This is a genomic window from Paenibacillus pinisoli (genome assembly GCF_003605435.1).
Taxonomy (GTDB): Bacteria; Bacillota; Bacilli; order Paenibacillales; family Paenibacillaceae; genus Pristimantibacillus; species Pristimantibacillus pinisoli.
Genome location: NZ_QXQB01000003.1, coordinates 641854 through 667939 on the forward strand (window position 1 = coordinate 641854; position 26086 = coordinate 667939).

The 26086-nt window shown below is 52.2% G+C and carries 31 protein-coding genes, 1 tRNA gene and 2 riboswitches; of the genes, 9 read left to right on the plus strand and 23 right to left on the minus strand.

The genetic code is table 11. The features are described 5' to 3' along the window. Nucleotides 1–7 precede the first annotated feature (7 nt). The 5 genes from D3P09_RS16190 to modA form a co-directional block, all read right to left on the minus strand. Nucleotides 8–484 carry a hypothetical protein gene (locus D3P09_RS16190; protein WP_133305018.1) on the minus strand — a complete coding sequence of 159 codons (477 nt, stop codon included), beginning with the start codon at nt 482–484 and terminating at the stop codon, nt 8–10. A 207-nt stretch (nt 485–691) separates the two neighbouring features. Continuing rightward, the gene (locus D3P09_RS16195) at nt 692–1213 is read right to left on the minus strand and encodes a TetR/AcrR family transcriptional regulator (protein ID WP_120112040.1); all 522 of its coding nucleotides are present in this window, start codon (nt 1211–1213) and stop codon (nt 692–694) included. Between the two features lie 188 nt (nt 1214–1401). Beyond that, nucleotides 1402–1806 (minus strand): hypothetical protein, encoded by a 405-nt coding sequence (locus D3P09_RS16200; protein ID WP_120112043.1) that lies wholly within the window; start codon nt 1804–1806, stop codon nt 1402–1404. Nucleotides 1807–2137: 331 nt separating this feature from the next. Then, nucleotides 2138–2302: riboswitch (cyclic di-AMP (ydaO/yuaA leader) on the minus strand. Between the two features lie 75 nt (nt 2303–2377). After that, a riboswitch (cyclic di-AMP (ydaO/yuaA leader) is annotated at nt 2378–2579 on the minus strand. Nucleotides 2580–2760: 181 nt separating this feature from the next. After that, nucleotides 2761–3426 carry a molybdate ABC transporter permease subunit gene (gene modB, locus D3P09_RS16205; protein WP_120112045.1) on the minus strand — a complete coding sequence of 222 codons (666 nt, stop codon included), beginning with the start codon at nt 3424–3426 and terminating at the stop codon, nt 2761–2763. After that, a complete protein-coding gene (gene modA / locus D3P09_RS16210; protein ID WP_120112048.1) occupies nt 3426–4214 on the minus strand; it encodes a molybdate ABC transporter substrate-binding protein in 789 nt (262 codons plus the stop codon). The genes modB and modA overlap by 1 nt, the downstream gene beginning before the upstream one ends. Before the next feature lie 180 nt (nt 4215–4394). On the opposite strand from modA, the gene D3P09_RS16215 reads away from it, so the two are divergent. Next, nucleotides 4395–5339 carry a substrate-binding domain-containing protein gene (locus D3P09_RS16215; protein WP_120112050.1) on the plus strand — a complete coding sequence of 315 codons (945 nt, stop codon included), beginning with the start codon at nt 4395–4397 and terminating at the stop codon, nt 5337–5339. A gap of 60 nt (nt 5340–5399) precedes the next feature. Beyond that, nucleotides 5400–5473, plus strand: a tRNA-Pro gene (locus tag D3P09_RS16220). A gap of 130 nt (nt 5474–5603) precedes the next feature. On the opposite strand, the gene D3P09_RS16225 is transcribed toward D3P09_RS16220, so the two are convergent. Further along, nucleotides 5604–6461 (minus strand): SHOCT domain-containing protein, encoded by an 858-nt coding sequence (locus D3P09_RS16225; RefSeq protein ID WP_120112052.1) that lies wholly within the window; start codon nt 6459–6461, stop codon nt 5604–5606. Nucleotides 6462–6906: 445 nt separating this feature from the next. On the opposite strand from D3P09_RS16225, the gene D3P09_RS16230 reads away from it, so the two are divergent. Both D3P09_RS16230 and D3P09_RS16235 read left to right on the plus strand, forming a co-directional pair. After that, nucleotides 6907–7437: a superoxide dismutase family protein gene (locus D3P09_RS16230; RefSeq protein WP_120112054.1), complete on the plus strand. Its 531-nt coding sequence runs from the start codon at nt 6907–6909 to the stop codon at nt 7435–7437. A gap of 139 nt (nt 7438–7576) precedes the next feature. Further along, the gene (locus D3P09_RS16235) at nt 7577–7954 is read left to right on the plus strand and encodes a YtxH domain-containing protein (RefSeq protein WP_120112056.1); all 378 of its coding nucleotides are present in this window, start codon (nt 7577–7579) and stop codon (nt 7952–7954) included. Between the two features lie 210 nt (nt 7955–8164). Here D3P09_RS16235 and D3P09_RS16240 read toward each other — a convergent pair whose 3' ends face one another. Genes D3P09_RS16240 through D3P09_RS16250 form a run of 3 tightly spaced genes read right to left on the minus strand, consistent with a single transcriptional unit; the run spans nt 8165 to nt 9857 of the window. Beyond that, complete coding sequence (locus tag D3P09_RS16240; RefSeq protein ID WP_120112058.1) at nt 8165–8947, minus strand: sigma-70 family RNA polymerase sigma factor; 783 nt, start codon at nt 8945–8947, stop codon at nt 8165–8167. Next, nucleotides 8944–9390, minus strand: coding sequence for an anti-sigma B factor RsbW (gene rsbW / locus D3P09_RS16245; RefSeq protein WP_120112060.1), 447 nt, complete (start codon nt 9388–9390; stop codon nt 8944–8946). The genes D3P09_RS16240 and rsbW overlap by 4 nt, the downstream gene beginning before the upstream one ends. Nucleotides 9391–9425: 35 nt before the next feature. Then, a complete protein-coding gene (locus D3P09_RS16250) occupies nt 9426–9857 on the minus strand; it encodes a DUF948 domain-containing protein (RefSeq protein WP_120112063.1) in 432 nt (143 codons plus the stop codon). Nucleotides 9858–10049: 192 nt separating this feature from the next. Here D3P09_RS16250 and D3P09_RS16255 point away from each other — a divergent pair, with 192 nt between their 5' ends. Then, nucleotides 10050–12845 (plus strand): response regulator, encoded by a 2796-nt coding sequence (locus tag D3P09_RS16255; protein ID WP_120112066.1) that lies wholly within the window; start codon nt 10050–10052, stop codon nt 12843–12845. Between the two features lie 46 nt (nt 12846–12891). Beyond that, a complete protein-coding gene (locus D3P09_RS16260) occupies nt 12892–13725 on the plus strand; it encodes a CheR family methyltransferase (RefSeq protein WP_120112523.1) in 834 nt (277 codons plus the stop codon). Nucleotides 13726–13854: 129 nt separating this feature from the next. Here D3P09_RS16260 and D3P09_RS16265 read toward each other — a convergent pair whose 3' ends face one another. The 6 genes from D3P09_RS16265 to D3P09_RS16290 form a co-directional block, all read right to left on the minus strand. Continuing rightward, complete coding sequence (locus tag D3P09_RS16265) at nt 13855–14277, minus strand: ATP-binding protein (RefSeq protein WP_120112068.1); 423 nt, start codon at nt 14275–14277, stop codon at nt 13855–13857. Beyond that, a complete protein-coding gene (locus tag D3P09_RS16270) occupies nt 14274–14594 on the minus strand; it encodes an STAS domain-containing protein (RefSeq protein ID WP_341538293.1) in 321 nt (106 codons plus the stop codon). Before D3P09_RS16270 ends, D3P09_RS16265 begins: the two co-directional genes overlap by 4 nt. Before the next feature lie 73 nt (nt 14595–14667). Beyond that, nucleotides 14668–15291 (minus strand): hypothetical protein, encoded by a 624-nt coding sequence (locus D3P09_RS16275; RefSeq protein ID WP_120112072.1) that lies wholly within the window; start codon nt 15289–15291, stop codon nt 14668–14670. 104 nt (nt 15292–15395) lie between these two features. After that, nucleotides 15396–16538: a SpoIIE family protein phosphatase gene (locus D3P09_RS16280; protein ID WP_120112074.1), complete on the minus strand. Its 1143-nt coding sequence runs from the start codon at nt 16536–16538 to the stop codon at nt 15396–15398. Between the two features lie 76 nt (nt 16539–16614). Further along, the gene (locus D3P09_RS16285; RefSeq protein ID WP_120112077.1) at nt 16615–17043 is read right to left on the minus strand and encodes a YflT domain-containing protein; all 429 of its coding nucleotides are present in this window, start codon (nt 17041–17043) and stop codon (nt 16615–16617) included. 63 nt (nt 17044–17106) lie between these two features. Further along, entirely contained in the window at nt 17107–17268 is a 162-nt protein-coding gene (locus D3P09_RS16290; protein ID WP_120112080.1) for a DUF1328 domain-containing protein, read from the minus strand. Between the two features lie 179 nt (nt 17269–17447). Between D3P09_RS16290 and D3P09_RS27730 the strand changes: the two genes are divergently transcribed. Beyond that, the gene (locus D3P09_RS27730; RefSeq protein ID WP_165867467.1) at nt 17448–17615 is read left to right on the plus strand and encodes a hypothetical protein; all 168 of its coding nucleotides are present in this window, start codon (nt 17448–17450) and stop codon (nt 17613–17615) included. A 164-nt stretch (nt 17616–17779) separates the two neighbouring features. Here the strand turns inward: D3P09_RS27730 and D3P09_RS16295 are convergent, their stop codons facing one another. From D3P09_RS16295 to D3P09_RS16310, 4 genes are all read right to left on the minus strand, one after another. Continuing rightward, nucleotides 17780–18013 carry a hypothetical protein gene (locus D3P09_RS16295; RefSeq protein ID WP_120112082.1) on the minus strand — a complete coding sequence of 78 codons (234 nt, stop codon included), beginning with the start codon at nt 18011–18013 and terminating at the stop codon, nt 17780–17782. Between the two features lie 151 nt (nt 18014–18164). Continuing rightward, nucleotides 18165–18917 carry an MBL fold metallo-hydrolase gene (locus tag D3P09_RS16300; RefSeq protein WP_120112525.1) on the minus strand — a complete coding sequence of 251 codons (753 nt, stop codon included), beginning with the start codon at nt 18915–18917 and terminating at the stop codon, nt 18165–18167. A gap of 5 nt (nt 18918–18922) precedes the next feature. Continuing rightward, complete coding sequence (locus D3P09_RS16305) at nt 18923–20407, minus strand: amidase family protein (RefSeq protein WP_120112085.1); 1485 nt, start codon at nt 20405–20407, stop codon at nt 18923–18925. 83 nt (nt 20408–20490) lie between these two features. Continuing rightward, nucleotides 20491–21369, minus strand: coding sequence for a LysR family transcriptional regulator (locus tag D3P09_RS16310; protein ID WP_120112087.1), 879 nt, complete (start codon nt 21367–21369; stop codon nt 20491–20493). A 125-nt stretch (nt 21370–21494) separates the two neighbouring features. On the opposite strand from D3P09_RS16310, the gene D3P09_RS16315 reads away from it, so the two are divergent. Next, nucleotides 21495–22082 (plus strand): DJ-1/PfpI family protein, encoded by a 588-nt coding sequence (locus D3P09_RS16315; protein ID WP_120112089.1) that lies wholly within the window; start codon nt 21495–21497, stop codon nt 22080–22082. Here D3P09_RS16315 and D3P09_RS16320 read toward each other — a convergent pair. After that, a complete protein-coding gene (locus tag D3P09_RS16320; RefSeq protein WP_120112092.1) occupies nt 22057–22605 on the minus strand; it encodes an STM3941 family protein in 549 nt (182 codons plus the stop codon). The genes D3P09_RS16315 and D3P09_RS16320 overlap by 26 nt on opposite strands. Nucleotides 22606–22704: 99 nt before the next feature. Between D3P09_RS16320 and D3P09_RS16325 the strand changes: the two genes are divergently transcribed. After that, nucleotides 22705–23205, plus strand: coding sequence for an LURP-one-related/scramblase family protein (locus D3P09_RS16325; RefSeq protein ID WP_120112094.1), 501 nt, complete (start codon nt 22705–22707; stop codon nt 23203–23205). Nucleotides 23206–23288: 83 nt separating this feature from the next. Here D3P09_RS16325 and D3P09_RS16330 read toward each other — a convergent pair whose 3' ends face one another. Genes D3P09_RS16330 through D3P09_RS16340 form a run of 3 tightly spaced genes read right to left on the minus strand, consistent with a single transcriptional unit; the run spans nt 23289 to nt 25280 of the window. Further along, nucleotides 23289–23741, minus strand: a complete 453-nt coding sequence (locus D3P09_RS16330) for a GNAT family N-acetyltransferase (RefSeq protein ID WP_120112097.1) — start codon at nt 23739–23741, stop codon at nt 23289–23291. Nucleotides 23742–23800: 59 nt separating this feature from the next. Further along, nucleotides 23801–24559 carry a hypothetical protein gene (locus D3P09_RS16335; protein WP_120112099.1) on the minus strand — a complete coding sequence of 253 codons (759 nt, stop codon included), beginning with the start codon at nt 24557–24559 and terminating at the stop codon, nt 23801–23803. Further along, a complete protein-coding gene (locus D3P09_RS16340) occupies nt 24549–25280 on the minus strand; it encodes a hypothetical protein (protein WP_120112102.1) in 732 nt (243 codons plus the stop codon). The genes D3P09_RS16335 and D3P09_RS16340 overlap by 11 nt, the downstream gene beginning before the upstream one ends. Nucleotides 25281–26086 lie beyond the last annotated feature (806 nt).

The following is a 26086-nucleotide window of genomic DNA, read 5'->3' on the forward strand; positions in this document are numbered from 1 at the left end:
TTCGTTTTTAATGAGCCAGGACCGTATCCGAATATTCTGTCACCGTCTCCGTTATACCGTTGTGCGTAATGGTATGGGTCACTTTGGCTCTATAATAATAGCCGCTTCTTACTGTCTTCGATGTATTTCCATTAGCAGAGGTTACATTTTTTGCGCTGTATGTGTGACTCGGAACAAGATTGATCCATGAAGTGCCGGACCACTCTTGAAGCTGAATATTGCCTCCGATGTTGGATACTGATGATTTCGCATTGGTAACTGAAGCCACGTAGAGATTCAAGTTTGATTGCATAGTAATGGTTACATCTGAAGACTGAAGATATGTGTAACCATCAAACACAGCCATTGGCTGCACCATCATAGGGGGTGGAGAGGTTTGCGGTACAGTTGCTTCTCCGGCGGCGGCGAGTTGTGGAACCATGACAAGTGCAAGTGCGAGCATCAGACTAATTGCTGTTGTTGAGAAACGTTTGATTTTGACCATCCTAACCATTCCCTTCGTTTGTGTAATGTGTTGATAATACTTAAACGAATTAATGATTAATCAGGTTACATTTATTTTTCATAAATGTTCAACATTCGGTTGCTTCATCCTGCTGCATAAAAAAACAATAACCGATGAACGGTTACCGCTTTGCTATTTCGGATGATTGGACTTGAATACTTCTCCAGATCGACGGTTCTAGTCCAGTTATTGTTTCTTCATCAATTGCGGCATCTGAAGTGCCATTGATACATTGCACAGCATGCCTCTAGCCATGAAATCGGTTGTTCTCTCATCCACGTCTGAAATTCCAGCCTGCTGGAAGGCGTCCTTCACCAGCGTCTGCACTCTAACCATACCTGATTGCATCGCCTCGCGAACAACCGGCTCCTGTATCGTCAGCGCCTGCATCTGAAGGAGCACTTCATGCCGGTGGGATTCCATAACCTCCTCATAGGCACGAATCAAGCTGATCTCCAGTTGTTCCGGCACAGCCGTATCCGTAATCACTTTGTGAAAAGCCTTCATGATGCGTTCCCATGACAGCTCAAGAGCCGCAACGAGCAGTGATTCCTTCGTAAAAAAGCGGTACACATAAGGCTGCGAAATATCCGCCTTCTCCGCGACCTGCGCCGTTGTCGCCCGGTAATAGCCAAGCTCGGCGAACACCTCGACTGCCGCCGCTATTATATCGTCTCTTCGGTTGGATGCCGTTATGCCGCGAACCATAGAATAGACACTCCTCTTTGCCACAACTTTATTGATCGACCAATTACTAATCATTTGTACCCAGTATAGTACAGCTGCCGCATCATAGCAAGCTCCTGACCCCGCACCCTAAATACATTACCCGCTCGCCGCAAATGAAAAAGCCCATCCGCTGCAACGGCTGAGCTTTCTGGCGTCTATTGGACCTGCTAGTAACAATTCTCTTCTACCGAAACCGCCTTGCCGATAACCACCTTGGCGCTGCCGGACAGCGTCTCCGTATATCCGCATACTCCGGTCGTTACGATTTCTCCGCTAGCATTGGTGTGATTCATATATATGCCGTTTTCGCCAGTAAGCTCAAGCTTTGGCTTGAAGGAAAGCCTCTCGCCGCTCTTAATGGTACGATTGATTGTGTCCTTGGAATCACCTCTCACCAAGCCTGCCTCAACAATGACGATATCATGCTCCGTTTGATTCTCTACCTGCACGATAAATCCGCGCATGTAATTAAGCACGCCGCTGCTCTCCAGCATGCTGCCGCCCGCCCATCCAAGACATAACACCGCAGCTGCAGACGCTGCCCAGATTCCGATCTTTGTCTTCTTCTTCATGTCTCTCCCTCCCTCGTATGTATAACGATAGAAGCGAGACAAATGTTTCCATAACGCGTCCAACGGCAAGCTACTGATCCTTGCTCCCGTTATCCTTTTCCTTTGCCGACCATGCAGCAAGGCCCCATACCGATGCCAGCAGCATAATCAGAAATGCAACCAAAATCGCATTCAACAAGATGAATCCTCCTTTCGGAACTCTTAACCTTCATTTCCCTGTATCCCTCCCGGCCAAATAGGCGCAAAAAAAGAAGCCTGCGAAGGAGGATCCCTCGCGGCTTCTTCATATAGGCATGGCGAAATAAACTTCGCTCATGCTGAAGAGCTGCAATTGGCCTCTCTCGAGTCGCTTACGAGGTTAGCTGTCGGATTCGGGCGTGAGAGTCGCCCTACCGGACCTTCCTGGTCCGGATTCACCCCGGGATTTCACGCTTGGCGCAAAATCGAGTGGTTCCCCCGCTTTCTGCGATATGCAGAAACTCAGCGTATTGCCTGGTTAACATCCTTATTTGCGCATCAAAAAACCACAGAGGCACGTGTCCCCTGTGGTCGCTAATGCGATCACAAGCCACTCCCTCCCCATCTACGCTTACGAGGTTAGCTGTCGGATTCGGGCGGTGAGAGTCGCCCTACGCTTGGCTCTGCGCCTAATTGGCGCTGCAAGCGATTCACCCCTTGCTTATTTGGCTGCCGGCTCTCACACCGGACTGCCCCTTAAGCGGTTGGTTCCCCCGTTTTCCCGTCTTCTGCGGGAAACTCAGCGATTGCAGTAAAGCTTAATCCGAATATTACTCCTGTCTGTGAAAAGTGTAAAGCTGCGGTAAATGCTGCTTTCCCCCGTTTTAATACATGGCCTTCCGATTTATCGCATACATCGGGTCTTCTCAGAGAAAAGCTCCTCTACACTCGCGTAATCACGCTCGCACACCATTTGCTCTTCGCAAGCGCGCCCTTTTATTGTTTTTTCCGCAGACCGCCTGTCGCTAGAAGCAGCACAAATGAGATAACGACCATGCCGGCCGTCCATGCCCATGCCATTGCCATGCTCCCTGAATCGACAGCCACGTAGATGGCAGTGGGGATTGTCTGGGTCTTGCCCGGGATGTTGCCCGCAATCATTAGCGTAGCTCCGAACTCGCCCAGGCTGCGCGCAAAGCCCAGAATATAAGCCGTCATCACGGCGCGCATCGTCAGCGGAAGCGTCACGTAGCGGAATACCTTCCACTCGCCTGCGCCCGCCGATCTCGCTGCATCCTCCAAGTTCTTGTCCACCGAATCAAGCGCAACCTTCATCGTCTGGTACACCAGCGGGAATGCCACTACGATTGAAGCGATGATGGCCGCCCATGGCGAGAAGAGCACCGGAGCGGAGAATATCCACTCTGCTGCCTTGCCCAGAATCCCTTGCCGCCCCCATAACACGAGCAGCAGGAAGCCAACGACCGTTGGCGGCAGCACAAGCGGCAGCATGAAAGCTGTCTCCAGCAGCACTTTGCCGCGGAATGACCGCCTAGACATCCACCACGCGGCAGCAATCCCGGCCACTGCCGCGACAACGCTTGCGACAAGCGCCACCTGCAAGGACAATACGACTGGCGGCCAGAACGACTGCCAGTTCATTAAGGCTGATTCGGCAGGCTGAATCCGTATTTCACGAACAGATTGAGCGCCTCTTCCGTCTGCAGGTAGTCGTACAATTCGCGCGCTTGCTTCTCATGCTTGTTCGCTTTAATCATCCCGATCGGATACAGAATCGGCTTGTAGCTGCCCGGATCTGCCGCAAAAGCGATATCCGTCTTGGATTCCGACTGTAGCGCGTCCGAACGGTATACAAATCCCGCATCAACGTTGCCCGTCTCTACATATTGAAGCACTTGGCGGACATCCTTGGCCTGCACCGATTTATCTTGCAGCTGCTCCCACAGGCCGGCGTTCGTCAGCGCTTCCTTCGCGTAAGCTCCGGCGGGCACGCTCTCCGGAATGCCGATGGCCAGCTTGCCTACTTCGTCAGACAGCAGGTCCTGCACGCTGCCAAGGCTGTCTCCCTTGCCTTCCGGCGTCACCAGAACCAGCTCGTTGGACAGCAGATTGGTCCGATCCTTCTCATCGATAAGTCCCCTCTCAACCAAAGCGTCCATATTCTTGGTCGCGGCAGACAGGAACAGGTCAGCAGGCGCCCCTTGCTCAATCTGCTGCTGCAGCGAGCCGGAAGCCCCGTAATTGAACAATAGCGTTACGCCTGGATGCTCTTTCTCATAACCCTCTTTCAGCTCGTTCAACGCATCGGTTAAGCTTGCCGCTGCGGATATTGTCAATTCGACTTTCGGATTTGCGGATTCTTTCCCGCATGCTGCCAATACGACCGCCATGATGATGGCCATCATCAGTGCAATTGCATTTCTTTTCATTCGTTCATTCTCCTCATCCCAATCACTAGATATATCTATTTATATTTAAATATATCTAAACATCATTATACCCACCCCTTTTTGGATCTGTAAATCCTATTCGGCTACTCCGACTTTTCGGCTTCATATGCTACAATTGGCTATATCGAAATTGGAAACGGACCAGGAGGACAATCCGACATGTCTCAGCACCTTTCCTATACAACGGAAGAAATCGCCCAACTGCTGAAAATATCAAAGCTTACCGTCTACGATTTGATCAAAAAAGGGGAGCTTCTCTCCTATCGGGTCGGCAAGCAGATGCGCATCGACGCATCCGACCTTGATGCCTACAAGCAGCGCAGCAAAGCCAGATCCGCCGGACAAGAGGCTTATGCCGCTTCAGCAGCAGCCTCAATCGTTGCCCATGGGACGGGTACAGCGCCTGTCCTCACCGGTCAGGATATCAGCCTCGATATGCTCGCGAGCCATCTGGAGCGCCGTATGCCCGGACTGCGTCCGCTGCGCTCGCATACCGGAAGCCTCGACAGCTTGATCAGCATGTACAAGGGCGAGGCAGATATCGTCAGTACGCATCTCCTGGACGGAGACAGCGGCGAATACAATATCCCTTATATCCGCCGCTTGCTTATCGGCATGCCTTACATGGTCGTCAATCTGCTGAGCCGCCCTGCCGGATTGTACGTGGCGAAGGGCAATCCCCACAGGCTTGCCGGCTGGCCGGATCTAAGCCGACCCGGCCTAAGGCTCGCCAATCGGGAGGTAGGCTCTGGGGCGCGTGTACTGCTGGATGAGCAGCTGCGGCTGAACGGTATCGCGCCTGGCAGCATTGCAGGCTATGACAGCATCCACACCAGCCATATCTCCGTCGCCTCCAAGGTCGCATCGGGCGAAGCCGATGCCGGAGTAGGTACGGCAAGAGCTGCATCGATTGTAGAACAGGTTGATTTTATCCCGCTCACGCAAGAACGATACGACCTGGTTATCCTGAAGAACGGCCGCAGCAAGCCATGGCTGAACGAGCTGCTGGCCATCTTGCGCTCGGATGAGTTCCGGCAGGAACTGCAATCCGTCTCCGGATACGACCTGTCTCTGACCGGCCAAGTGCTGTATGAGACGCCATAATTCATCCATATCTTTACACATATTGGACTGGTTCATATAATAGATATATAAGGAACATATCGGGGTATGGCGCAGCCTGGTAGCGCGCACCCTTGGGGTGGGTGAGGTCGCTGGTTCGAATCCAGTTACTCCGATGCTTTTTCTAAACCAAACTCGATAAAAAAGACTTCACACCGACATACCAGTGTGAAGTCCTTTTATTATGCTCGAATCCAACCTATTTATCCTATTCCTATAAGAACTATCAGATCGGTAAAGAGAGGGTTATACTTCCATTATCTTGTTTTTCTGTTTCTCATATTCTTCCCGAGTAATTAACCCTTCCTTAAGAAGTTGTGACAGCTTCATTAGCTCATCAGCAACTGACGTATTTTGCATTTTTCCCTCACTTTGACTTGAGCTTATTTCGTTATTATCCTTTTGAATAATAAAAGAAAATATATTGTACCAATGCGTGGCATTATCATGATCTCTTTTATATTCGGGAGTACTCTTGGTTGTTTTTTCAGGATAATAGCCAAAAGTAATCCTAAAGAATGATTTTTTACTGTTATTAACGACAATTTGAAGTTGAATTTTATTAACGCTATCAGTTGAACTTGTTGATGCCCCTAAACCACCGATAATCGCTCCAACACCTCCGGCGAGTACACCTCCGACAAGCGCACCACCGATCTGACCAGTCCGTGAGGTTTTTGTAATACTAATACCATCAATTATTATTTCTGACTGCAGAATCTCACTATAGCCAAATTCAAATACACTATAGTCATATTTGCTCAATCCATCAATTAATTCTGAACCACTATTATCGTTTTGATTCTCAACTATTAAAATCTTTTTAGCACTTTCATCAATTGCAATTAATGTTTCTCTGTCCTCAGAAATAAATGTTTGACTCGCTTTAAAACCATTCACCTTCACAACTTCTTCCATTTGTATTCTTAATTTCTCTTTTAAATTTGCCGTTTCTTTATTATCAAGAATTAAAGCTGCTAACCCGCTTATTCCTAATCCAATCACTCCAACCCACATAAGAAAACCATTTTGACTCGCAATTCCTATAATTAATAAGATTCCAAAAACGACCCCCACTGAACATCCTATACCCAAACCTCTCATCTTCCGCCTCCTACACTTTTGTCTTGGTTTTCTATTGCTATGATCCCTTCTATTTCATTAATACGTCCTCCAGTTCAAGAATTTATACTATACTACCACATATCGACAAAATAGGTCTCTGGTTTTATATTAAAGCTAATTGAATGGTGATGATTTCCTATTTTTTTCACTTATATTGCAATCATTAAACATATTTTTAAAATTTCCAATGACAAATGAATAATCTTGAAAAAGGTCTCACACACAATAATATTGTAATTTCTTTGACCACTTTAATTAATCGTACAAATTTCATAGACTGCCTAACGGTTCTCGGACAGATAAGTAAGTTCACTTTCTCACATCAATCCCACCCAAGGAATAATTTCCATATTTAAGCACATCCTAAAGCTATTGCCGTTCGAGCGACGGTTAAATTTACATGTCCATACTTCAGGAGGAACCCATGAAAAAAATGATGATGCTCCTTACTGTGCTGCTGCTTGTCCAGACAGCAGCCATCGCCAGCGCGGAGGAAGGCAACGCTCCTGCGGAGCAGTCGGTCACCATTGTGAACACTAAAGGCGAGGAGATCGGCAGCGCCCAATTGAAGCAGCAAGGGGGCAAAGTAATGATTCAGCTGGAAGCAAAAGGCCTGACTCCAGGCGTACACGCCATTCACATCCATGCCGAAGGCAAGTGCGAGCCGCCGGAATTCAAGTCGGCAGGCGACCACTTCAATCCGCAGCATAAGCAGCATGGCTTCAAAAACCCGAAGGGCTTCCATGCCGGCGATCTGCCGAATATTAAAGTGAAGGAAGACGGCACAGTCACCGCCATGCTGGAAAGCGAGACGGTTACCTTATTGCCGGGCAAGCCAAATACTCTGAGCAAAGAAGGCGGCACGTCGCTTGTCATTCACGAGAAGGGGGACGACTACGTCACCGACCCTTCCGGCAATTCCGGCGCACGCATCGCCTGCGGCGTCATTAAGTAACGCCCATACAGCCGTTCCCGCCATACTAATGCGCGGGACGGCTTTTTTTTGTTTCGTACTCCGCGAATCGGGTTAATAAACCCTTAAGAGGCGATATACAGATTCGTATGGCCCAATAGATTCGAAGGAGAGATGCACTATGTCCAAAAACACATCCACTAGCGGAGTTGTCGTCGGAGCATTGGTAGGAGGGGCGGTAGGCGCGATTACAGCCCTGCTGTTTGCGCCGAAGTCAGGCCAACAGCTTCGTGCGGATATCGGAAATCAGCTCCAGTCGATCGGTCAATGCGCCAAGGAGCTTGCAGCGAGCGTAGGCACGCATACCAAAGAGATGGTGACCAGCGTAAGCGAGCAGGCAAAAGAAAGCGCCCAGGCCGCTGTAGAAGGCGTCAAAGCCGATGTTAATTCGATGGCTCCTACAGAGGAGGACATCAAAAAGCTTGGCAAGGAAATGGATCAAATGCCTACCAATTCCGAGGTCAAGAGCAAGGGACGCACACCCGATCCGGCTCAATAATAGATCATCCCAATGAAGAAGGAGCGCCGTCAAGGCGCTCCTCTTCTTGTGTCTGCTTGCCCATCCATATGCTATGTCCGATCTCTCCTGCTGCGATATAGTCCCCAGCGAATCATTCCGCAAAGCAAAATAGCCTGCAAGCCATCCTTATGGCTTACAGGCTATTCTATCTTGGCAGAGGCGGATTCCGGCCGGCAGCATCAGCCAGCCTTAACTCCCACCCTCCTCATCATCGTCGGCTAAGAGCGTTTTCAACCGCTCGATCGCCCGTCTCTGGATGCGGGAGACACTCATTTGCGAGACGCCCAGCCGCTCGGCCACATCGCGCTGCGACAAGCCGTGCGTGTAGACAAGGGTCAGCACATGCTGCTCCTGCTCCTTCAAGCGGCCGAACGCCTCTCTGAGGTCCATCCGGCCCTCAAGCGCTTGGAAGCCGTCAGCTTCCCCGGCAATCATATCGCCGACCGTAGCCGCGCTCTCCCCTTCCGAGGACAACGGCATATCCAGCGATACATATTGATACGCCTCGCGCGATGTCATCACTTCAATGGTCTCTTCGACGCTCAGCTCCAGAACCTCCGCAATATCCTCAATCTTGGGGGAGCGGCCTAGCTTGACCGTCAGGTCGTCGATCGCCTTTTGCAGCAGCAGGCCTTTCTCCTTAATGCGGCGCGGCACCTGGATGTACCAGGATTTGTCCCGCAAAAAATTTTTCAGATGGCCGATCACGCTCTTCATCGCATAGCCTTCGAACGGAATGCCCTTCTCCGAGTCAAATTGCTTGAACAGCCGGAGCATCGACATCTGTCCCACCTGGAACAGATCCTCGTACAGATCGGGTCTGCTCCTGGACAGCTTGCCTGCCGCCATCCGAACGATGGATTCATAATGAAGAAGGAGCTGCGTCGCGCTCTCATTGCACTCATGCAGACGATAACGCTCCATAAGCATCAATGCGTGCTCCGGCGTCAATCCCGAGGATTGTCCAGTCATACCATCTCCTCGTTTCTGCTCATGCGCTTAATGAGTACAACCTCCGTACCATTCTCGGAGCGTACGTGAACCTCATCCATCAGAGCCTCCATCAAGAAGATGCCCAGTCCGCCGACCGCAACATCCGCAATCGGCGACTGGTGCAGCACGGAAGGCGCTGCGCTGTGCGCGGCTCTAACCACGTTCCCTCTTCCATCATCCTTGACCGTAATGCTCAGCACTTGCTCATCCCACAGGAAGGACAGCTCGACCATTCCGCCGAAGCCTTCCTCATAGGCATGCCGAATCGCATTCGTGCACGCCTCGGTGACAGCAACCTTCATATCTTCAATAGCCTCATAAGAGAACCCGGCCTTGCTGGCAATCGCGAACAAAGCGGCTCTGACAATGTCCAGATAATCGGCTCTCGCCGGAATACGTATAATAATAGGTAACGGATTCATGCTTCACGATCCTTTCTCGCACTTTCAATTATAGCTTAATTCTGCCTTAGACGGTTCCATATTCGGATGGACGAAGCGATGCCGTCCGCAATCGCGGCGATCGTGCCGCCCTCCGGCCTCCCAATATCCCGGCTCGTCCGTTTCACCTTCGAAGCCGCTCCTGCAGCGGCTTCCTTGACCGATTGCGTCACCACATGAGTCGCTTGGCCAATCTCCTTGACGCTGGAAAATAATGCGTCAAGTTCCTGCATTTTTTTCTGCGCATCCACCGTTACGGCATTCGTATTGCGGACAACCTCGCGGGCGTCATGCGTGATTTGCAAGATTTCGCCTCTCAGATCGCCCAGCGTTTTTTTCGCGTCCTCAATCGCCGCTCCCGCCAGCTTCAGCGTTTTGAATGCAGCGAAGAGCATGACGACCGCAGCTATTGCAACCACTACGATACAGATTTCCACAACTAGACTCATAGGAACACGGCCCCTTTCCAACTATCCTTTCTCCCGTATTACCCTGCGCGGCTAAGGTTGAAACGGCGAATAGCGGAATCGCTCAAATTTTTCCGATTGGGCCCGGCATGCTATAATAGTAGAAAGAAAAGGCTCACACAGAGTACGGGCATCCAGATTCAGATACAAGTCCTGCACAAGAAGGAGGCTGTCATGCTTACGCCACGCAACATAAGCATCCGCTTCAAGATCGCGGTTGGCTATATTCTCATCATTTGCTGTCTTGGCGCAGCAGTCGTTATCGTATCCGAGCGAATTCAATCGCTGCAGAACGAGATTGAGACCATCACATCAAGAGATATGGAAATTCATAATCTGATTACGAGCATCCGGTACAACGTTATCAGCATGGAGACGAGCCAGCGGGGCTATCTGCTGACTGGCGACGAGAATTACTTGAAGCCGTACACGGAAAGCAAGGCGGAGTGGGAGGACAATCTGAACCGCCTCAGCGGCTACTTTAACGATGATGTCGATAAGCGGAGGGATCTCGATAATATCCGGGCCACGATTCAGCACTGGATCGAGACCTCCGGGGAACCGACCATCGCACTCAAGCGGGAAAATCAAACCGAAGCCATCATCGATTATTACAAAACCGATTCGGGCAAAGAAGACGTCGACCAGCTGCGCGATCAGCTAGAGCAGCTGCGCCTGAAGCATCTCGATACCAACCGCATATATATCGGAGAGCTTGAGAAACGGAACGAGCTGCTTACGCTCAGCCTGATCGGCATCCTCATTGCCGTCGCAGTCGTCTCGTTCTTTATCGTTGCTTACGTATCCAATGCTATCGTGCGCACGATACGCCAAGTTTCTTCTACGATTAACGAAATCGCCGATTCCAGAGGCGATCTGACGAAACGGATTAAAGTGAATTCCAAGGACGAAATTCGGGACTTGGCCGACGCAACCAACGTGCTGCTCGAGAGCCTGGAGTCCCAGTCCTGGGTGCAGACGCATGTCGCCGATGTGGCGACCATGAACCATGGAGTGAACGATCTGAAGGAGCTTGCTTCTTCTTTCCTGAGCAAGGTCGCGCCGATGATTGGCGCCTCCTACGGCGTCTTTTACTACCGCAGAGGAGCCGGCGAGCAGCTGCGCCTGGACAAGGTCGCAGCCTACGCCTCATCCGGTGACGAGCAGGCGAAGAGCAGCTTCCGCTTCGGCGAAGGCCTGGTCGGCCAGTGCGCTCAGGACAAGCGCCCGTTCCTGCTTAATCAGCCTGAGCAATACAAGGCGAGCATCACGACAGGCCTGACGGAGCTGCAGCCGCGAAGCGTGCTGGTCATTCCGGTGGAATTCGAGAGCAAGGTCATCGCCGTCATCGAATTTGCGTCGCTTGACCCGTTCCTTGCCCAGCATCTGAAGCTGCTGGAGTCAATTGAAGAGCACTTCGGCGTCGCCATCGACAACGTGGCAGGTCGCATGGAGGTCGAGCGGCTGCTCGGCGAGTCCCAAGCTATGACAGAGGAGCTGCAGGCCCAGACGGAGGAGCTGCAAGCGCAATCCGAAGAGCTGCAGATGCAGCAGGAAGAGATGCGCATGACGACCGAGCATCTGGAGGAGCAGAATCTGTATGCGGAGCAGAAGACGAAGGAGCTGGAGCAAGCCAAGGCCGAGCTGGAGGACTATGCAGAGAAGCTGAGGCAGAGCGCGCAGTACAAAACCAACTTCCTGGCGAATATGTCCCACGAGCTGCGCACGCCGCTTAACAGCATTCTCATCCTGTCCCAAATGCTGTACGAGAACGACAGCAAATCACTTACTCCCGAGGAGGAAGGCTACGCCCGCGTTATCCACTCCTCCGGCAACGACTTGCTGACATTGATTGACGACATTCTCGATTTGTCCAAGATTGAAGCAGGCAAGATCGACCTTGTCGTGGATGAAGTGAATGTGTCCGAGGTTCCGGAAATGCTGAAGCTCAGCTTCGACCCTGTCGCCGATAAGAAAGGGCTGTCCTTCCTGATCGAGCAGCAGTCCGAGTTGCCGCAGATCATCCGGACTGACGGCCAACGCCTGCAGCAAATTCTGAAAAACCTGCTGTCCAATGCCTTCAAATTTACCGAAAGCGGTACGGTAACGCTGAAGCTTCATCTGGCTGATCCGTCCATTATCGAAGAGCGCATGCCGGATGCGCAAGCGGAAGGCTTCATCGCCTTCTCCGTGATCGATACCGGAATCGGCATACCGAAGGACAAGCAGGATCTTATCTTCGACGCATTCCAGCAAGTCGACGGCAATACGAACCGCATCTATGGCGGCACAGGGCTCGGCTTATCGATCTGCAGCGAATTTGCCCATCTGCTGGGCGGCTGCATCGTCGTGGACAGCGAGCTGCATAAGGGAAGCACCTTTACCCTGTATTTGCCGTATGAGATTAATGAAGCGCAATTGGAGCTGAACCAGGCCTTGCTGGAAGTCGCCGCAGCCGCTCCAATCGGAGCGCCGTCCAGGCCGAGCGAGCACGCTGTGCCTGTTGCAGATGTCTCCGTCCCAGAGCCCGATTCCTCGATTTCGAACGCAGAAGAACCGGAGAGCTCCGATGAAGATTCCGCCTTCCAGAATAAGCGGGTGCTGCTTGTAGAGGACGATGCGCGCAACGTCTTCGCTATTGTCAGAGCGCTGGAGACCAAAGGACTTGAAGTTACCGTTGCCCGCAATGGGCAGGAATGTCTGGAGATCGTCGATACCGATTCCAGCTATGATCTGGTGCTTATGGATATTATGATGCCTGTTATGGACGGCTTCGAGACGACCAAGGCGCTCAAGAAGCATCCGCTGATGAAAAACACGCCAATTATCGCCCTGACGGCCAAAGCCATGAAGAGCGACCAAGAGAGCTGCCTGGCAGCCGGCGCGTCCGACTATATAAGCAAGCCAATCCAGATGGAGCAGCTGTTCTCGCTCATGAGGGTCTGGCTGACAAAGCAGGTGGAACATTAACATGGTGGATGATGGCGTGTTGCGTCACGGCGGATCGTTGCGGGATATGGATGAAGAAGCGTCTGACTATGGAGAGATTGAAGAGCTTGAGCTGGATTTGCTGCTGGAGGCTATGTACCGGCTAAGAGGCTTTGACTTCCGCAATTACTTGCGCTCTTCCCTGCGCAGAAGAGTGCGGCACCGGATGAATCTGGAGAAGCTCCCGACCATTTCAGCTCTACTGGGCAAAGTCCTGCATGAGGAAGGCTTCCTTGAGAAGCTGCTCGAAGACTTCTCGATCAAGGTGACGGAGATGTTCCGCGACCCGGAGTTTTTCCTGTCCTTCCGCCAGAAGGTCGTCCCGCATCTGAAGGCGCATGATGAGCTGCGCATATGGCATGCCGGATGCGCTACTGGCGAGGAAGTCTACTCCATGGCGATCCTGCTGCAGGAGGAAGGACTGCTGGAACGCTCCATCATCTATGCGACGGACATGAGCAAGTCGGCTATTGAACAGGCCAAGCAAGGAAAATTCCCGCTCAAGCGGATGCAAGCCTATACGCGCAATTACTTGCAGGCAGGCGGCACGCGCGAGTTTTCCGCTTATTATAAGACGGATCATTCCTATGCTTTCTTCCAGCCTGAGATTAAGGGGCATATGATGTTCGCGGAGCATAATCTGGCGACAGACGGCTCCTTTAACGAATTTCACGTCATCCTGTGCCGCAACGTGCTCATTTACTTTGATCCCGAGCTTCAAAGCAGGGTGCATCGCGTACTAACGGAAAGTCTGGCGCCGAACGGCTTCCTGGCGCTGGGAGGGAAGGAATCCTTCCTGTCCCCTTACAAAGCCAAATTCGCTGAATATGCGCCGGAAGAAAGAATCTTCCGCAAGCTGTAGGCAGATCCCATCGCCTTATCCATCAAAAATGGCGTGTCGCTAACGGTAGCGACACGCCATTTCTTATTGTTTATCTATGATAGCAAGCTCTGCATTCCATCCGTTGCTAAGGCACAGAAGCTCTTATGTTCATCCCCGGTATTTCATGAGCCGTACTTCCGTCCTCTGCTCATCGGAACTCATCTCCACTTCATCCATCAATGCTTCCATCAGATAGATGCCGAGGCCGCCTACGCGCAGCTCGCTGGGATGGTTGCCCTGAATGCCTGAAGCTGCCTTCCGCGCATCGGAATACGCAAAGGGAACGCCGTAGTTCACAACGCGAATAACCAGACCAGCAGTGTCGAATTCGAAGGACACATCGATTACGCCGCCAGTCTCCTCCTTCGCGCCATGCAGCACCGCATTGCTGCAAGCTTCGGATACCGCTACCTTCATATCTTCAATCTCCTCGAATGAAAAACCCAGCTTGGTCGCAACGCCCAGGAGGTTATTCCGAACCAAGTCGATGTAGTCCGCATCTGCCGGTATTTGCAAACGTACAGCCTTCATGCCCCTGCCTCTTCCTTCAAGTAGCCGGACAATCCCGTCATATCGAATAACCTCCGGACAGTCGGCGGGATATGCCGCACATAGAATGGCGCATTCACGCTATCCCTTGTCTTCAGAATGGAGACAATAATGCCGATGCCTGTGCTGTCGATATACTTCAGCCCCTCCAAATCCAGAACCATAGCCAGATCCGTTCGTCTCAGATAAGGCTCTACTGCCGCCTGCAATTGAGGAACGACAGCCAGATCGAGCTCCCCGCCAAGCTTTAATACGAACTGTCCGTTCGTCTCTTGTTGTTCCATACGAAAAGGTTCCATTTTCATTCTTCCTATTCACTCCGCTCTATTTGACCTTATATTGATCCTATCAATTGAATCCCCATTAGACAAGTTATACCGTTGCGATATGGTAGTAGCTTACATATTGCGGCTCATGCGTCTCCTCATCGAGGAACAGCTTCAGCACCGCATCATCCCGCTGGAATACGATGCCGTCCTCGGCCGTATAATCCGGCTGCCCGAACGCTTCCGTCAGGGCGGATTCTGTAATGGACAATGTCTCCCCGTCCACCTGCAGCTCTTTATCCGCCTCAATATTGACGTACTGAATAAACTCACCGTAAAAGGCAACCTCTACATCCGGATATTGATATACCGTCAGATCGCCCCATATCTCATCTACCGATTTGCCGGCCGGCTCGCCCAGCTTGGATACGACAGCCTCAGGGCTGTCATACAGGCTGATTCCGTTAACGCTATTCAGCTCAAGATCGTGATGCGAAGCGGCGTCGCTCTCTGCTGCCGGCTGCGGCTCTGCGTGCTCCGCCTCCAAGTACATCGATACTTCCTCCGCGTGGTTCAACGACCCGCTAGGCTCATATAATGCCGGCATAATGATCAATGGTGCAGCAACACTCTTCACTGACAGCTGCGCATCAGCCGTTTGCTCTGGCGACTGTAGCCCCGTTGCAATTACACTTGCTATTATAAAGACATATAGAATGATCGCTTTCATGATGAACTCCCTCCCGCTATGGATGCTTATGCTTCACTTAGCCTTCAAGGTTCCTATGATCATGTATAAACCATTCTCTGTCATTTGAAACATGGGGTTCAGTACTACTTGAGCGTAATCTGCAGCAAGCAAATATCATCGCGCTGCCTGCTGGTGCCGTCTTCGCTTTGGATCAGGCCTTCCACTACTTCGCCCGGCCCTGCGCCAAGACTCTTGCGCACTCCCTCTGCCAGACGCGCCACAAGCGCATCGTCGTCCCCATCGCCCATTGCTTCCAGCAGTCCGTCCGTATAGAGCGCAATTACCGTTCCCGGCTTATACGGAATCATGCCTTTGCTTACGCGGATATGCTCGAACAAGCCGATAGCCGGTCCGCTGGGATTCAGCATCGCCAGCGAATCGTCCGTGACGACAAGGCCGGGCGGATGGCCCGCATTGACGTATTCGACCGTATGCTTCGCTGTATCGATCAGAACAAACACAGCCGTAAAATAATAATTCATCAGCTCATCGGAGCGATAGAGCTGCCCCATATACCGGTTCAGCTCCAGAATCACTTCCTCCGGATCGGTAATGCGCAGCATCATGTCCTTCAGAACGGACGAGATGAACATACAGACGAGCGATGACGAAATGCCATGTCCCATCATATCCAGCAAAATAACCGCGTACCTGTCCCGGTCGATGCGGAACCATGCATAGTAGTCGCCCGCCAGCTCGAAGGAAGGCCGATAATCGGCTACAATGCTGATCTGCTCATTCTGAATCGGCGAGCTCAGCACGCTGCGCTGCACTTGCTTGGCCAGCTCCAGCTCATAGCGAATGCGCTTGTCCCGCTCCTTATGCCAATCCTTCTCATGCTTCAGGCGAAGCGCGGAACGAATGCGGGCCATCAGCTCCAGCTTGTTGATCGGCTTCATGACATAATCGGTCGCGCCCGCGTCAAGCGCCTCCGCCAGCTTAAGGGAATCGCCGACCGCAGTTACGAATATAATCGGCACATCGCGGTAACGGGTATCCGCCTGAATTCTGCGGCAAGCTTCAAGCCCGTCGATTTCCGGCATCATCATATCCAGCAGGATGAGATCAACCGGCTCCTCGGCACGGCATTCGGAATCAAGATGCAGCATGCCGAACAATTGCTTGGCGGATGAAGCGATGCGCAGATCGGAATAACCTTCCTTGCTTAATATCGTTCTTATAATCATCTGGTTCGTCACATTGTCGTCTACGATTATAATACTCAAGTGGGTTGTCCTCCTATGACAAGTTGCTAGAGAGGTATATAGCAATAGCCTACCCTTGCGGGCAGGCTATTTCAACCTATTTGTACGGAGGCATGTTATGCATCGTATAAGGGTACGGGTAGAAGTACACTTCGCGATCGAAGTCGTCGTCGTAATACTCTCTGCCGCCCCAAGCGATCACAACAATCGCATCGCGGTCCATTGCAGCCTCCAGCCTCTCGGCTTCTTCCTTCGAGACGCCAAGCGATCTCATCTTGGCTCTTAAGCCATCGCCCGTCGATCGGAATATATTGGCAATCGATGTGCCCAGACCTTGCTCCGCTACTCCGATTTCTTCCGCATCTGTGCGCTCCGCCAGACGCTTCGTTCTCGTCTTGTCATGCGTCAATACAAAGATGCGATCCTCCGCGTAGCCTTCATGGCGGAATTGTCTCACTTGCTCCTGCACTTCGTCGCGTGTCATAACCGTGCGTACTTTGGTTTGCTCCGTATTTGCTGTTTTCATGATAAATCCCTCCTGAATAAGTATGGTTAGTGGTGATGCGTTAATGTACTGCCTTGGATATCATCAGACTTTTCTTCTGCCCAGAATCAGGGAAGCCAAGAACAAGACCACAAAGATGACGAATAGTACCTTGGCTATTCCCGCCGCAGCGGAAGCTATGCCCATGAATCCGAAGATTCCAGCTATTAGAGCGAAAATGAAAAACATCAATGCCCATCCCAGCATAGGAATCACCGCCTTTCCCGGTTGCTGGCGATTTGTGCTCGCCGGCTTGTTTGTTCTTAACCCGATCCGACCGGCTTGAAACAAGCGGTACAAGCATAAAATTTGGCAGCCATTATCCGATTCAACCGTTCAATCCCCGGGTAAGGAGAGCTATACCTTTCATAAAGGAGTGGAGTGTTATGAATACCAATATTCCGCAGCGCAACGTGGAAATCGAAGAACGGCATGTTCAGAAAAAGTCGGACTCCAGCCAAGTTTTATCTACCCTTATCAAATATACCGCATACATTGTCATTGTCTTTGGCGTCCTGTACTTCCTTGTCCGCTTCGTGTTTCCTCTTTTCTAAAGGAGCTTGCGGCAGCAAATACCGCTTGAAGAGCGCACACTCTTCAAGCGGTTTTTTGCGTTCGTCCTTCGAATGACGTTCCATACGATATCGTTCCACCCGCTCAGGCCACGAAGAAAACCTCCCTGTTCTCAGGGAGGTTGCTACAGCGTTATCATCTATAATTATTCCGTCACCGTATCGTCGGCGTCGCCAGGAACGACAGGGTCTGCGTCACCAGGCACAACAGGATCTGTCACAATCGGATCATCCGTTACAACAGGTGCGTTATTGTTCAGGTTATTGGATGTACCGTTCGTGTCGCTGTTGCAGGCTGCGGCTGTGAAGATCATAATTGCACACATTGTAGCTGTCAGCAGCACCTTAGTCATTCTTTGTTTATTTGCGAGTTTGTTCATTGAGAATTTCCTCCTGATTGATGGTTTAGAGTAAGGAGCACTGCGTCTCCTATCCCTACTTAACCCAACCTTCCAAGGATGAATCATCCCTGCCGATGAGAAAAAACTCATAAACGAATGTGGTCTGCAGCGCTAATCCGCTGGCCCAGCCTTATTCTGATTGCTCCAATCCATGCTCCTGCAGCAATTCAATCAGCGCAGCTCTGGCATCCCCATGGAACAGTCCGCCGTGATAGCAGACAAGCTCGCGGATCGGGTAGGTCAACATGCGTTCAACTGAGCTTATAGCGGCTTCCATATCGAGCGTGAACTGCGGATTGGCAATGCCGAGCTTGCCGTTCTCCTCGATGACAACCGCATCGCCCGCAATCATCGTGCCGCTTTCCCTCACGAATAAGGAGGCATGGCCCGGCATATGGCCTGGCGTATGAACAAGCTCCGTCCCTCCGCACCACGGCAGCAGCGCGCCGTCAGCCTCCGTGCGGTGCACCAGGGCGGGCTCGATGCTTCTCAGAAAGGCGATAAAGCCTTCCGCATGCTGTCTCTCCGCTTCCGGCATTCCGTCGAGAGAGGCTTCGGCTTGGATCAGCCTGAGCGACTTGCGCTTGCCGGCCACATACAGCGCCTCCAGCTCATAGGCAACCGTCTCCGCCTGCGGATATGCCCTCTGCAATTCCGCAAGCGCTCCAATATGGTCCATATCGTGGTGAGTCGCGAATATATGGGTCAAATCCTGAAGCGACAAGCCCTGCTGGCCTGCCGCTTCCTCCAGCAGCGGCACAAAGCCGGGATAGCCGCAATCGACGAGCACCATATGGCGCTCATCCCGCAGTATGACGGGGGTTATCGTCTGCCGCTGCCCGTTATTCTCGAAGGCGATCGGCAGAACGTACACTTGATTCATTGCGCTCACATCCATTTCTGCAACTTCGGCGGGATGCGATGGCGCGTGGCCTGCTCGAATCCATATGCCAGCTTAATTAGTGTCGGTTCGCTCAGGGCAGGCCCGGAGAAAATGACGCCGAACGGGCCTTTCGTCGAATCGCCGTCCGGATCGATTATGCCGTTCTTCGAATATCCCGCCGGAACGCATACGAGCGGATAGCCCATTCGGGCAGCCATATATTTGCCGTCCGCATCGCCAGGCAGAAGAAGCGCATCCAGCCCTTCCTGCCGCATCAGATGCTCGATGCCTTCACGGCGCGCCCTCTCTTTGTATGTGGCCTGCTCCAGATCATATTGTTCCTTTGTCATTTCCGCAGCGTCTGACTCCTCCAGCGTATCCTGCCCATAGGCCAGCGCTTGCTCCGAATGGTCACGATGATAGGCAATTAACTCCGTTAAGGAATGAACGGGAGAGGATTCGTCCAGCCGCGACAAATAGGCGTTAATGCCCTCCTTGAACTCATATCCTACGACGCCTTGGTTCCAATTGCTGTATTCTACAGGCAAAGGAATATGGTCGACGATCGTTGCTCCTTCGCGCCTCAGCACCGCAATGGCATCCTCCATGATCGCCAGGCGTTCCTCGTCCAGATGCTCATAGTACGGACGCGGAATCCCGATTCTCGCTTGCGCCACATACGAAGAATCGAGGAATTCCGTATAGTCCAGGCCAGCCGCTTCTCCCCCAGCCGCCGTGAGCGCATCACGCTCATCCCGCCCCGCAATAGCGCCGAGCAGGATAGCCGCATCCTCTACGGTTCGAGCAAGCGGACCCGGCGTGTCCTGATTGTACGAGATCGGTATAATGCCCGATCTGCTTGCAAGCCCTACCGTCGGCTTGATGCCTACCAGCGCATGCTGTGCGGCAGGCCCTACAATAGAGCCTGCCGTCTCCGTCCCGATCGCAGCTGCCGCAAGGCTTGCAGCGACGGCTGCCGCCGAGCCGGAGCTGGAGCCGCTGACGAACATCTCGCCCGGGCCGTAAGGATTAAGCACCTGCCCGCCCCGCGAGCTGTAGCCCGCCGGCATGCGACTGGACATAAAGTTCGACCATTCCGTCATATTCGTCTTCCCCAGCAGTACGGCCCCCGCGGCGCGCAGCCGAGCCGCAATATGGGCATCTTCCGCCGCCCGGCTATTCGCCAATGCGACAGAGCCGGCGCTTGTATGCATGCGGTCGCCCGTATCGATATTGTCCTTGAGCAATATCGGAATGCCATGCAGCTTGCCCCGGCTCCCCCTCTCCTTCCGCTCCGCATCAAGCGACCGGGCAATTGTGATCGCGTCCGGGTTCAGCTCCAGCACCGCGTTAATAAGGGGATTGATCTCCCTGATCCGGTCGATATATGCCGCTGTCAGCTCCTCCGAGCTGATCCGGCCTGACTCCATCGCGGATTGCAGGCTCATGATATCCGCTTCTGCAACCCACTCTTTCAATGGCATATTCATCAATCCCACTCCATATCTACCGAAATGTATAGATTAAACCTACCATATCCCCCAGGCCACAGGTACGGAAAGATCAATTATATTCAATTGTTAACGCCTTCCCGCCGCCCTAACACCATGTCTATAAAAGCCTGATGAGCGCGGGATATCCATTTGTTCTTGTGATAACAGACTTGTCCGTAGAACATCAGCGCATCGTCAGACCGAAGCGCCGTCATCTCCTTGCCGCGCAGCAGTCCCTCTACGCTCATGCGGGGCATGAGGCTAATGCCCAGGCCGCTGACGATGCATTGCTTCATCGCTTCCATGCTCGTAAATTCCATATGGCTGCCGGCTGTCCAGGCTTTGTCCTCCATATAGGATTCGAAGGTTCGGCGGAGCGAGCAGTTTTTTTCGCTGAAAATGATGCATTCACTCTGAACTTCCTCTACCGAGCAACCAGTCAGATGGTTTCCCCCGACGAATACCAGCGGCGACTCCAGGAATGGGATCGCAATCAGCCCGGCATCTTCAACGATAGGCTCCAGCGTCACGGCAATATCCAGCTCTCCGCTATGCAGCTTCTCTCGAAGCGGCATGCAGTTGTCATTATGAAGCGATAAGGTCACATCGGGATAAAGTCTCTTGAATTGCGACAAGACAGGTCCCAGCTGATAGACCGTCATTGTCTCGGAAGCTCCGATCCGAAGCTCGCCCCGTACGGTATGCTCACTATCGGAGATATGCTTAATCTTCGAATACGCTCCCAGGAGCTCCAGCACATATGGATACAGCTCCTTGCCTGCAGCTGTCAGCGTAACCCGCTTTCCGAGCCGGTCGAACAGCGGATAGCCAAGCTCCACTTCCAGCTGCTGAATATGGGAGGTAATGGTCGCTTGGGAATATTGCAGAGCTTGAGCCGCTTTCGTGAAGCTGCCTAGTTCCGCCGCAGATTTGAACGTCTGGAATTGCCGAATGTCCATTCTCTCCACCTCTTAGAATTCAGAAAATCTGAATATATGGTTCAAATCATTCAATTTTACGAATATCTCTATCTATTCTATCATGTTTTCAACAGGACTAATTCATCATTCAAGGAGTGACGTTCATGAGCAAGATTTGTCTGCTGCTGCCGAACGGCTTCGAAGCCGTTGAGGCAAGCGTATTTACCGATGTGCTGGGATGGAATTTGGAGGAAGGAGACGGCACGACCGAAGTGATCACAGTGGGGACGCGAGAGAAGCTGCGTTGTACGTGGAACTTCACCGTACAGCCGGAGAGGCTGCTGGCTGACGTGAGCGCAAGCGAATTCGATGCGCTCGCCTTGCCTGGCGGATTCGAAACCGCCGGATTCTATGAAGATGCGTTCCGGGAGGATGTACTGGACTTTATTCGTGAATTCGACCGGCAAGGCAAATGGATGGCATCTATCTGCGTCGGGGCGCTTCTGTTCGGAAAAAGCGGAGTTCTGGAGGGAAGGCGGGCAACGACGTATAATCTCAACAATCGAAAACGCCAGCTTATGCTGAAGGAGATGGGAGCGCTGGTTGTTCCGGATGAGCGCATCGTCGTTGACCGCAATATTATAACTTCCTTCAACCCTTCAACCGCATTCGATGTCGCATTCATGCTGCTTGAGAAGCTAACGAGCACAGACAATGCGAATGAGGTCAGACGATTGATGGGGTTTGCTTAGAAGAGCGTTCCGTCAGCTTCGCCCGTTTCTCGATTTCCTCGAGCAGCTGAGGAAGCGGGCAGCGAAGCAGCTTCAGCGGGATATGCGCTTGCGCGGAGCTGAGTCCTTTGTTCATTCTCGTCAGCATCCGCTGGAGCCCTGTCATACGGTTCACAATCAGGTCGGGATCATGGGTGAAAATACACAAAAATTGCTGATTCGCCATGCTCATCGTTCCGATATCTCTAATCTCTTCCCAGCGTATAAAGCCTGCGGACCCATAGCTTGCCTGATCGGTTAGGCCCTCTTCGGACAGAATAAGCAGCGGCGTATTCGCAACCAGCTTGCGGATATATATCCAAAGACAGAAGCCGAAGAACAAGATGCTCACCGCGCCAATCACGGCCAGCATTACCCCTTCGCCGGCATTATCCGCCTTAGAAGCCAACGCAACCATTAGAATGCCAATTGCCACAAATACCAAGGATGCAAAGCTAAGCGCGACCATACGGCCTCTTTTTGCAAATACTCGAAAATCATCCATCAAAAAATCCTCCTGATTCTAGTTCATTCTCTTGCAACATCTTTCCTTCTCCAAGCGTACTATTCCATAAGACTAGCAACCGAAGGGAGCGGATAAGAGATGGAATTGTACTTTAGCGATCAATTCTTCAGCACGGGCCAGACGGATATTATGGATGGTGGAGGGAATCCGGCCGGCACGCTGGACCTGGAGAGTATGCTCACCTCTTCTGTATCCGTCTTCGCACGGGACTCCAGTCTGACCTGCACCGGCAAATTCCGATTCATGAGCAATACATGGGAGGTGTCGAATGCGGCCGACGAAGAGCTGGGCGCACTGCGTGCCAAGTTCTCCTTATTCAGCAAGCGTTATGAATATGACGCGGGACACCGGGGCTTCTATACGATAGAATCGCCTGCCTTCTCCCAGGACTATGCCATTCTGGACCAACGGGAGACGACTGTCGCTACATTCCAGAAAGTAAGCGGCTGGCTGCAGCCAGGGGCATTCCGTCTTCAGAATTATGCCAGCGAGCTCGACAGCTATGAGCTGATTGCCGTTATTATGGGCGTGCACAGCATTCAGAAGCGCCACAACAATAACCATGCGGCTCACACATGAATCATATCCGACCGTCCCTTCGCCTTGCCGGCAAGGGATTTTTCAGTTTATTCAGCTCATTTGACTCCCTGGCCGTTGCTCCTCTACAAGTCTTGCGACAGACGTATCATGTCCACGACTTGTATCCCGTTCTCGAATATGGCTTCCTCATAATGCCGGATGAAGAAGTCTCTGTCGACACCCGTTATTCTGAACCCGCATTTCTGATAGAGCGCGAGCTGGCTGACGCTTGAATTGCCGGTGCCAATCTCGATCGTCTTATAACCCGCCATTCTAGCCTGCTCAATCGCATGGTTCACCAACTGCTTGCCATATCCTTGTCCGTGACAGCCCTCATCTACCGCCACATTCACAAGCTCGACCGTATCCGGTCTCGTCGGCAGCAGAACATAGACACCAATAACGCCACTCTCCGACTCTCCGGCAAAGCATTGCCCTCTGCCCACATATTGCTCCACCAGCTTCCGGGAAGGATCAGCCAGTAAAAGCAAATCCATCGGCGGCTGTTCTCCTGCCTGCAGCATACGTATCTTCATTACTCATTCTCCTCCTATGCTTGAAAATCGTATATAAATAGTTAGCTTACCAACGGGAGCTATTCACCAGACTGCTCCGGCGCGAGCTCAAGCTGGCTTTCATTCATAATGGGGACAAAATCCACATCCACATCGCCGCTCTTGGAGTATCCGCGGCTCGAACGGACCCTATCTTCGAAATAGTCAGGAATCCAGCCCGTATACATCATGGAGCGCTGCTGTGTGCCGAACATGATGCCGAAGAGGCCGTTGACGGGCCTTCTGCTCTGCTTCAGGTCCGCCTCTATCAGCTGTGCCCACTCTTCCGGGAATCGAATGGCCCCGTAATTTTGTTCGGCTAGCGTTACCGGCAGCTCCAGCTGAATTCGCGGTATATAGAAGAAGTCATCATAATGTCCGTACGCATTCCGGTCGCGCAGCAGATAGAAGGTAAGCTGCTCCATCTTATCCTTGGGATCGATATGATAGACAAATACGCGCTTGCGGGGATCCTTCTCGTCAAGCTTCCATATATGCGGCATCCCGTTGTCGTCCACTCTAGTAAGTCTCCATGCCCGCTTCTCCCACTTCCAGAAGCTCATCCCATACTCTCCGTACTCCGACACAAACGGTACGAAGGCATGCCTGCTATCCAGCAAATCAACGGCAGCCAATTGCTCGACCTTTCCTTGATTATAGGTTTCATTAATGGCATTCACCATATACTGCTCATCGGGCAGCGCTCCCGGCTTGCCTTCCCACTGGGAATACCCGATAACAGCTGCAACAGCGACAATTGCCACTCCTACTGCTGCAATAATAACGGCTTTAATCCTCATGGGCTGTCACCTCCAACTTCACCAGAGGTTCTTCACTTCGGAAGTAATAATGGCGCTCTGCGGTCTGAATCAGCAGCCCTTTGCCGTCAGACTCGAGGAATACGGCGGACTCGTAGCCGCTGCCCCAGCTCGGCTTGGCTCCGAGCAAGGCGTAAGGAAACTTCTCGCTTGCATGCATCGTTTCACCTGCCGGCCTCGATTCGTAATACCAGTCTAACGTATTATAGGACTGCTCTAGCAACAGATCTGGAAGCCGCTTCTCGAACATCGCCTGATCCCAGCCGATATGCCCGGCGGAAGGATGGATGCCGATGACTTGCACCTGCTGTATATCCGCCAGATAAGTGGCGGGATCGGTCTTATCATATACCGTCTGATGCAGCCAGCTTCCAAGAAGGGTAGTCGCTACAAGAATATAGCTGGAGAAGAAACCGATCCATGCGAACCGCCTATACGTGCTCCAGGTGCCGTTTCTCATAAAAAGGAATACAAGCAGCACGCCAATCGGCACGACCGAGAGCTTAACGGCTGTAGAGAAGACAGAGACATGGATTGAAATGGAGAGAATGCCCACTAGTGCGGCGAGAATCATTTTCCATATAGCAGGCTTCTCTTGCAGCTTGCGATATCGCAAAATGATCCAGCACAATACGATTGTCCAGCCCACAATACTTGCGGTGACGGCTATTATATTTTGAGGTAAATCCAATTCCAGTGACATAGGTACAGCCATGCCCCCTTTCGCAATTCCTCCATCTCCACGCTCCACACTGCTGCCAAGCAACGCTATAGCGTCCAATGGACCATTTCACTCTATCACACCTGTTTTGGAAAAGTAACCCACTTCTTTCATTTCGTTAGCGTTAACTGGTGAATATTGCGGGATGACTGTAAACATAAAAAGCGACTGTTCCCAAGCGAACAGTCGGGACACACGATTAATCGCAAGATGGGGCCCCCTTCGTCATGTAACGATACACTTTTGCCGAGAGGAAAGCTGGGCTGCAAGCCGAGTTACTCGGCTTACTGAGTGCGATCGAGCGGAATGTCGAGCTGGATGCCGAGAAACTCGGCTTAGAGAGCACGAGCGAGCGGTAAGTCGAGCTGCAAACCGAGAAACTCGGCTTAGAGAGCACGAGCGAGCGGTAAGCTGAGCTACAAACCGAGAAACTCGACTTAGAGAGCACGAGCGAGCGGAAAGCCGAGCTGGATGCCGAGAAACTCGGCTTAGAGCGTGCGAGTCAGCGGAATGGCGAGCTGCATGCCGAGAAACTCAGTTTAGAGCATGCGAGCGAGCGGAATGGCGAACTGCATGCCGAGAAAATCGGCTTAGAGCGTGCGACCGAGCGGAGAGGCGGACTTTACTCCGAGAAACTCGGCTTACAGAGTGCAAGTCAGCGGAATGGCGAGCTACAAGCCGAGAAACTCGGCTTAGAGCGTGCGACCGAGCGGAGAGGCGGACTGCAACCCGAAAAACTCGGCTTACAGCTACCACGAAAGAAGCCTTCAAACCCACTAAGCGTGGTT

What these genes read in the sequence shown, in the direction of transcription:
- D3P09_RS16310 (WP_120112087.1), bottom strand. Translation starts at nt 21,369, where the DNA reads ATGGACATTCGGCAATTCCAGACGTTCAAATCTGCGGCGGAACTAGGC.
- D3P09_RS16200 (WP_120112043.1), bottom strand. Translation starts at nt 1,806, where the DNA reads ATGAAGAAGAAGACAAAGATCGGAATCTGGGCAGCGTCTGCAGCTGCG.
- D3P09_RS16255 (WP_120112066.1), top strand. Translation starts at nt 10,050, where the DNA reads ATGCTTACGCCACGCAACATAAGCATCCGCTTCAAGATCGCGGTTGGC.
- D3P09_RS16270 (WP_341538293.1), bottom strand. Translation starts at nt 14,594, where the DNA reads ATGGAACCTTTTCGTATGGAACAACAAGAGACGAACGGACAGTTCGTA.
- D3P09_RS16320 (WP_120112092.1), bottom strand. Translation starts at nt 22,605, where the DNA reads ATGGATGATTTTCGAGTATTTGCAAAAAGAGGCCGTATGGTCGCGCTT.
- D3P09_RS16290 (WP_120112080.1), bottom strand. Translation starts at nt 17,268, where the DNA reads ATGCTGGGATGGGCATTGATGTTTTTCATTTTCGCTCTAATAGCTGGA.
- D3P09_RS16325 (WP_120112094.1), top strand. Translation starts at nt 22,705, where the DNA reads ATGGAATTGTACTTTAGCGATCAATTCTTCAGCACGGGCCAGACGGAT.
- modA (WP_120112048.1), bottom strand. Translation starts at nt 4,214, where the DNA reads ATGAAAAGAAATGCAATTGCACTGATGATGGCCATCATCATGGCGGTC.
- D3P09_RS16285 (WP_120112077.1), bottom strand. Translation starts at nt 17,043, where the DNA reads ATGAAAACAGCAAATACGGAGCAAACCAAAGTACGCACGGTTATGACA.
- D3P09_RS16335 (WP_120112099.1), bottom strand. Translation starts at nt 24,559, where the DNA reads ATGAGGATTAAAGCCGTTATTATTGCAGCAGTAGGAGTGGCAATTGTC.
- D3P09_RS16265 (WP_120112068.1), bottom strand. Translation starts at nt 14,277, where the DNA reads ATGAAGGCTGTACGTTTGCAAATACCGGCAGATGCGGACTACATCGAC.
- D3P09_RS16190 (WP_133305018.1), bottom strand. Translation starts at nt 484, where the DNA reads ATGGTCAAAATCAAACGTTTCTCAACAACAGCAATTAGTCTGATGCTC.
- D3P09_RS16215 (WP_120112050.1), top strand. Translation starts at nt 4,395, where the DNA reads ATGTCTCAGCACCTTTCCTATACAACGGAAGAAATCGCCCAACTGCTG.
- D3P09_RS16330 (WP_120112097.1), bottom strand. Translation starts at nt 23,741, where the DNA reads ATGAAGATACGTATGCTGCAGGCAGGAGAACAGCCGCCGATGGATTTG.
- D3P09_RS16260 (WP_120112523.1), top strand. Translation starts at nt 12,892, where the DNA reads ATGGATGAAGAAGCGTCTGACTATGGAGAGATTGAAGAGCTTGAGCTG.
- D3P09_RS16225 (WP_120112052.1), bottom strand. Translation starts at nt 6,461, where the DNA reads ATGAGAGGTTTGGGTATAGGATGTTCAGTGGGGGTCGTTTTTGGAATC.
- D3P09_RS16230 (WP_120112054.1), top strand. Translation starts at nt 6,907, where the DNA reads ATGAAAAAAATGATGATGCTCCTTACTGTGCTGCTGCTTGTCCAGACA.
- D3P09_RS16195 (WP_120112040.1), bottom strand. Translation starts at nt 1,213, where the DNA reads ATGGTTCGCGGCATAACGGCATCCAACCGAAGAGACGATATAATAGCG.
- D3P09_RS16250 (WP_120112063.1), bottom strand. Translation starts at nt 9,857, where the DNA reads ATGAGTCTAGTTGTGGAAATCTGTATCGTAGTGGTTGCAATAGCTGCG.
- D3P09_RS16235 (WP_120112056.1), top strand. Translation starts at nt 7,577, where the DNA reads ATGTCCAAAAACACATCCACTAGCGGAGTTGTCGTCGGAGCATTGGTA.
- D3P09_RS16275 (WP_120112072.1), bottom strand. Translation starts at nt 15,291, where the DNA reads ATGAAAGCGATCATTCTATATGTCTTTATAATAGCAAGTGTAATTGCA.
- D3P09_RS16240 (WP_120112058.1), bottom strand. Translation starts at nt 8,947, where the DNA reads ATGACTGGACAATCCTCGGGATTGACGCCGGAGCACGCATTGATGCTT.
- D3P09_RS16315 (WP_120112089.1), top strand. Translation starts at nt 21,495, where the DNA reads ATGAGCAAGATTTGTCTGCTGCTGCCGAACGGCTTCGAAGCCGTTGAG.
- modB (WP_120112045.1), bottom strand. Translation starts at nt 3,426, where the DNA reads ATGAACTGGCAGTCGTTCTGGCCGCCAGTCGTATTGTCCTTGCAGGTG.
- D3P09_RS16295 (WP_120112082.1), bottom strand. Translation starts at nt 18,013, where the DNA reads ATGAACAAACTCGCAAATAAACAAAGAATGACTAAGGTGCTGCTGACA.
- D3P09_RS16300 (WP_120112525.1), bottom strand. Translation starts at nt 18,917, where the DNA reads ATGAATCAAGTGTACGTTCTGCCGATCGCCTTCGAGAATAACGGGCAG.
- rsbW (WP_120112060.1), bottom strand. Translation starts at nt 9,390, where the DNA reads ATGAATCCGTTACCTATTATTATACGTATTCCGGCGAGAGCCGATTAT.
- D3P09_RS16340 (WP_120112102.1), bottom strand. Translation starts at nt 25,280, where the DNA reads ATGTCACTGGAATTGGATTTACCTCAAAATATAATAGCCGTCACCGCA.
- D3P09_RS27730 (WP_165867467.1), top strand. Translation starts at nt 17,448, where the DNA reads ATGAATACCAATATTCCGCAGCGCAACGTGGAAATCGAAGAACGGCAT.
- D3P09_RS16305 (WP_120112085.1), bottom strand. Translation starts at nt 20,407, where the DNA reads ATGAATATGCCATTGAAAGAGTGGGTTGCAGAAGCGGATATCATGAGC.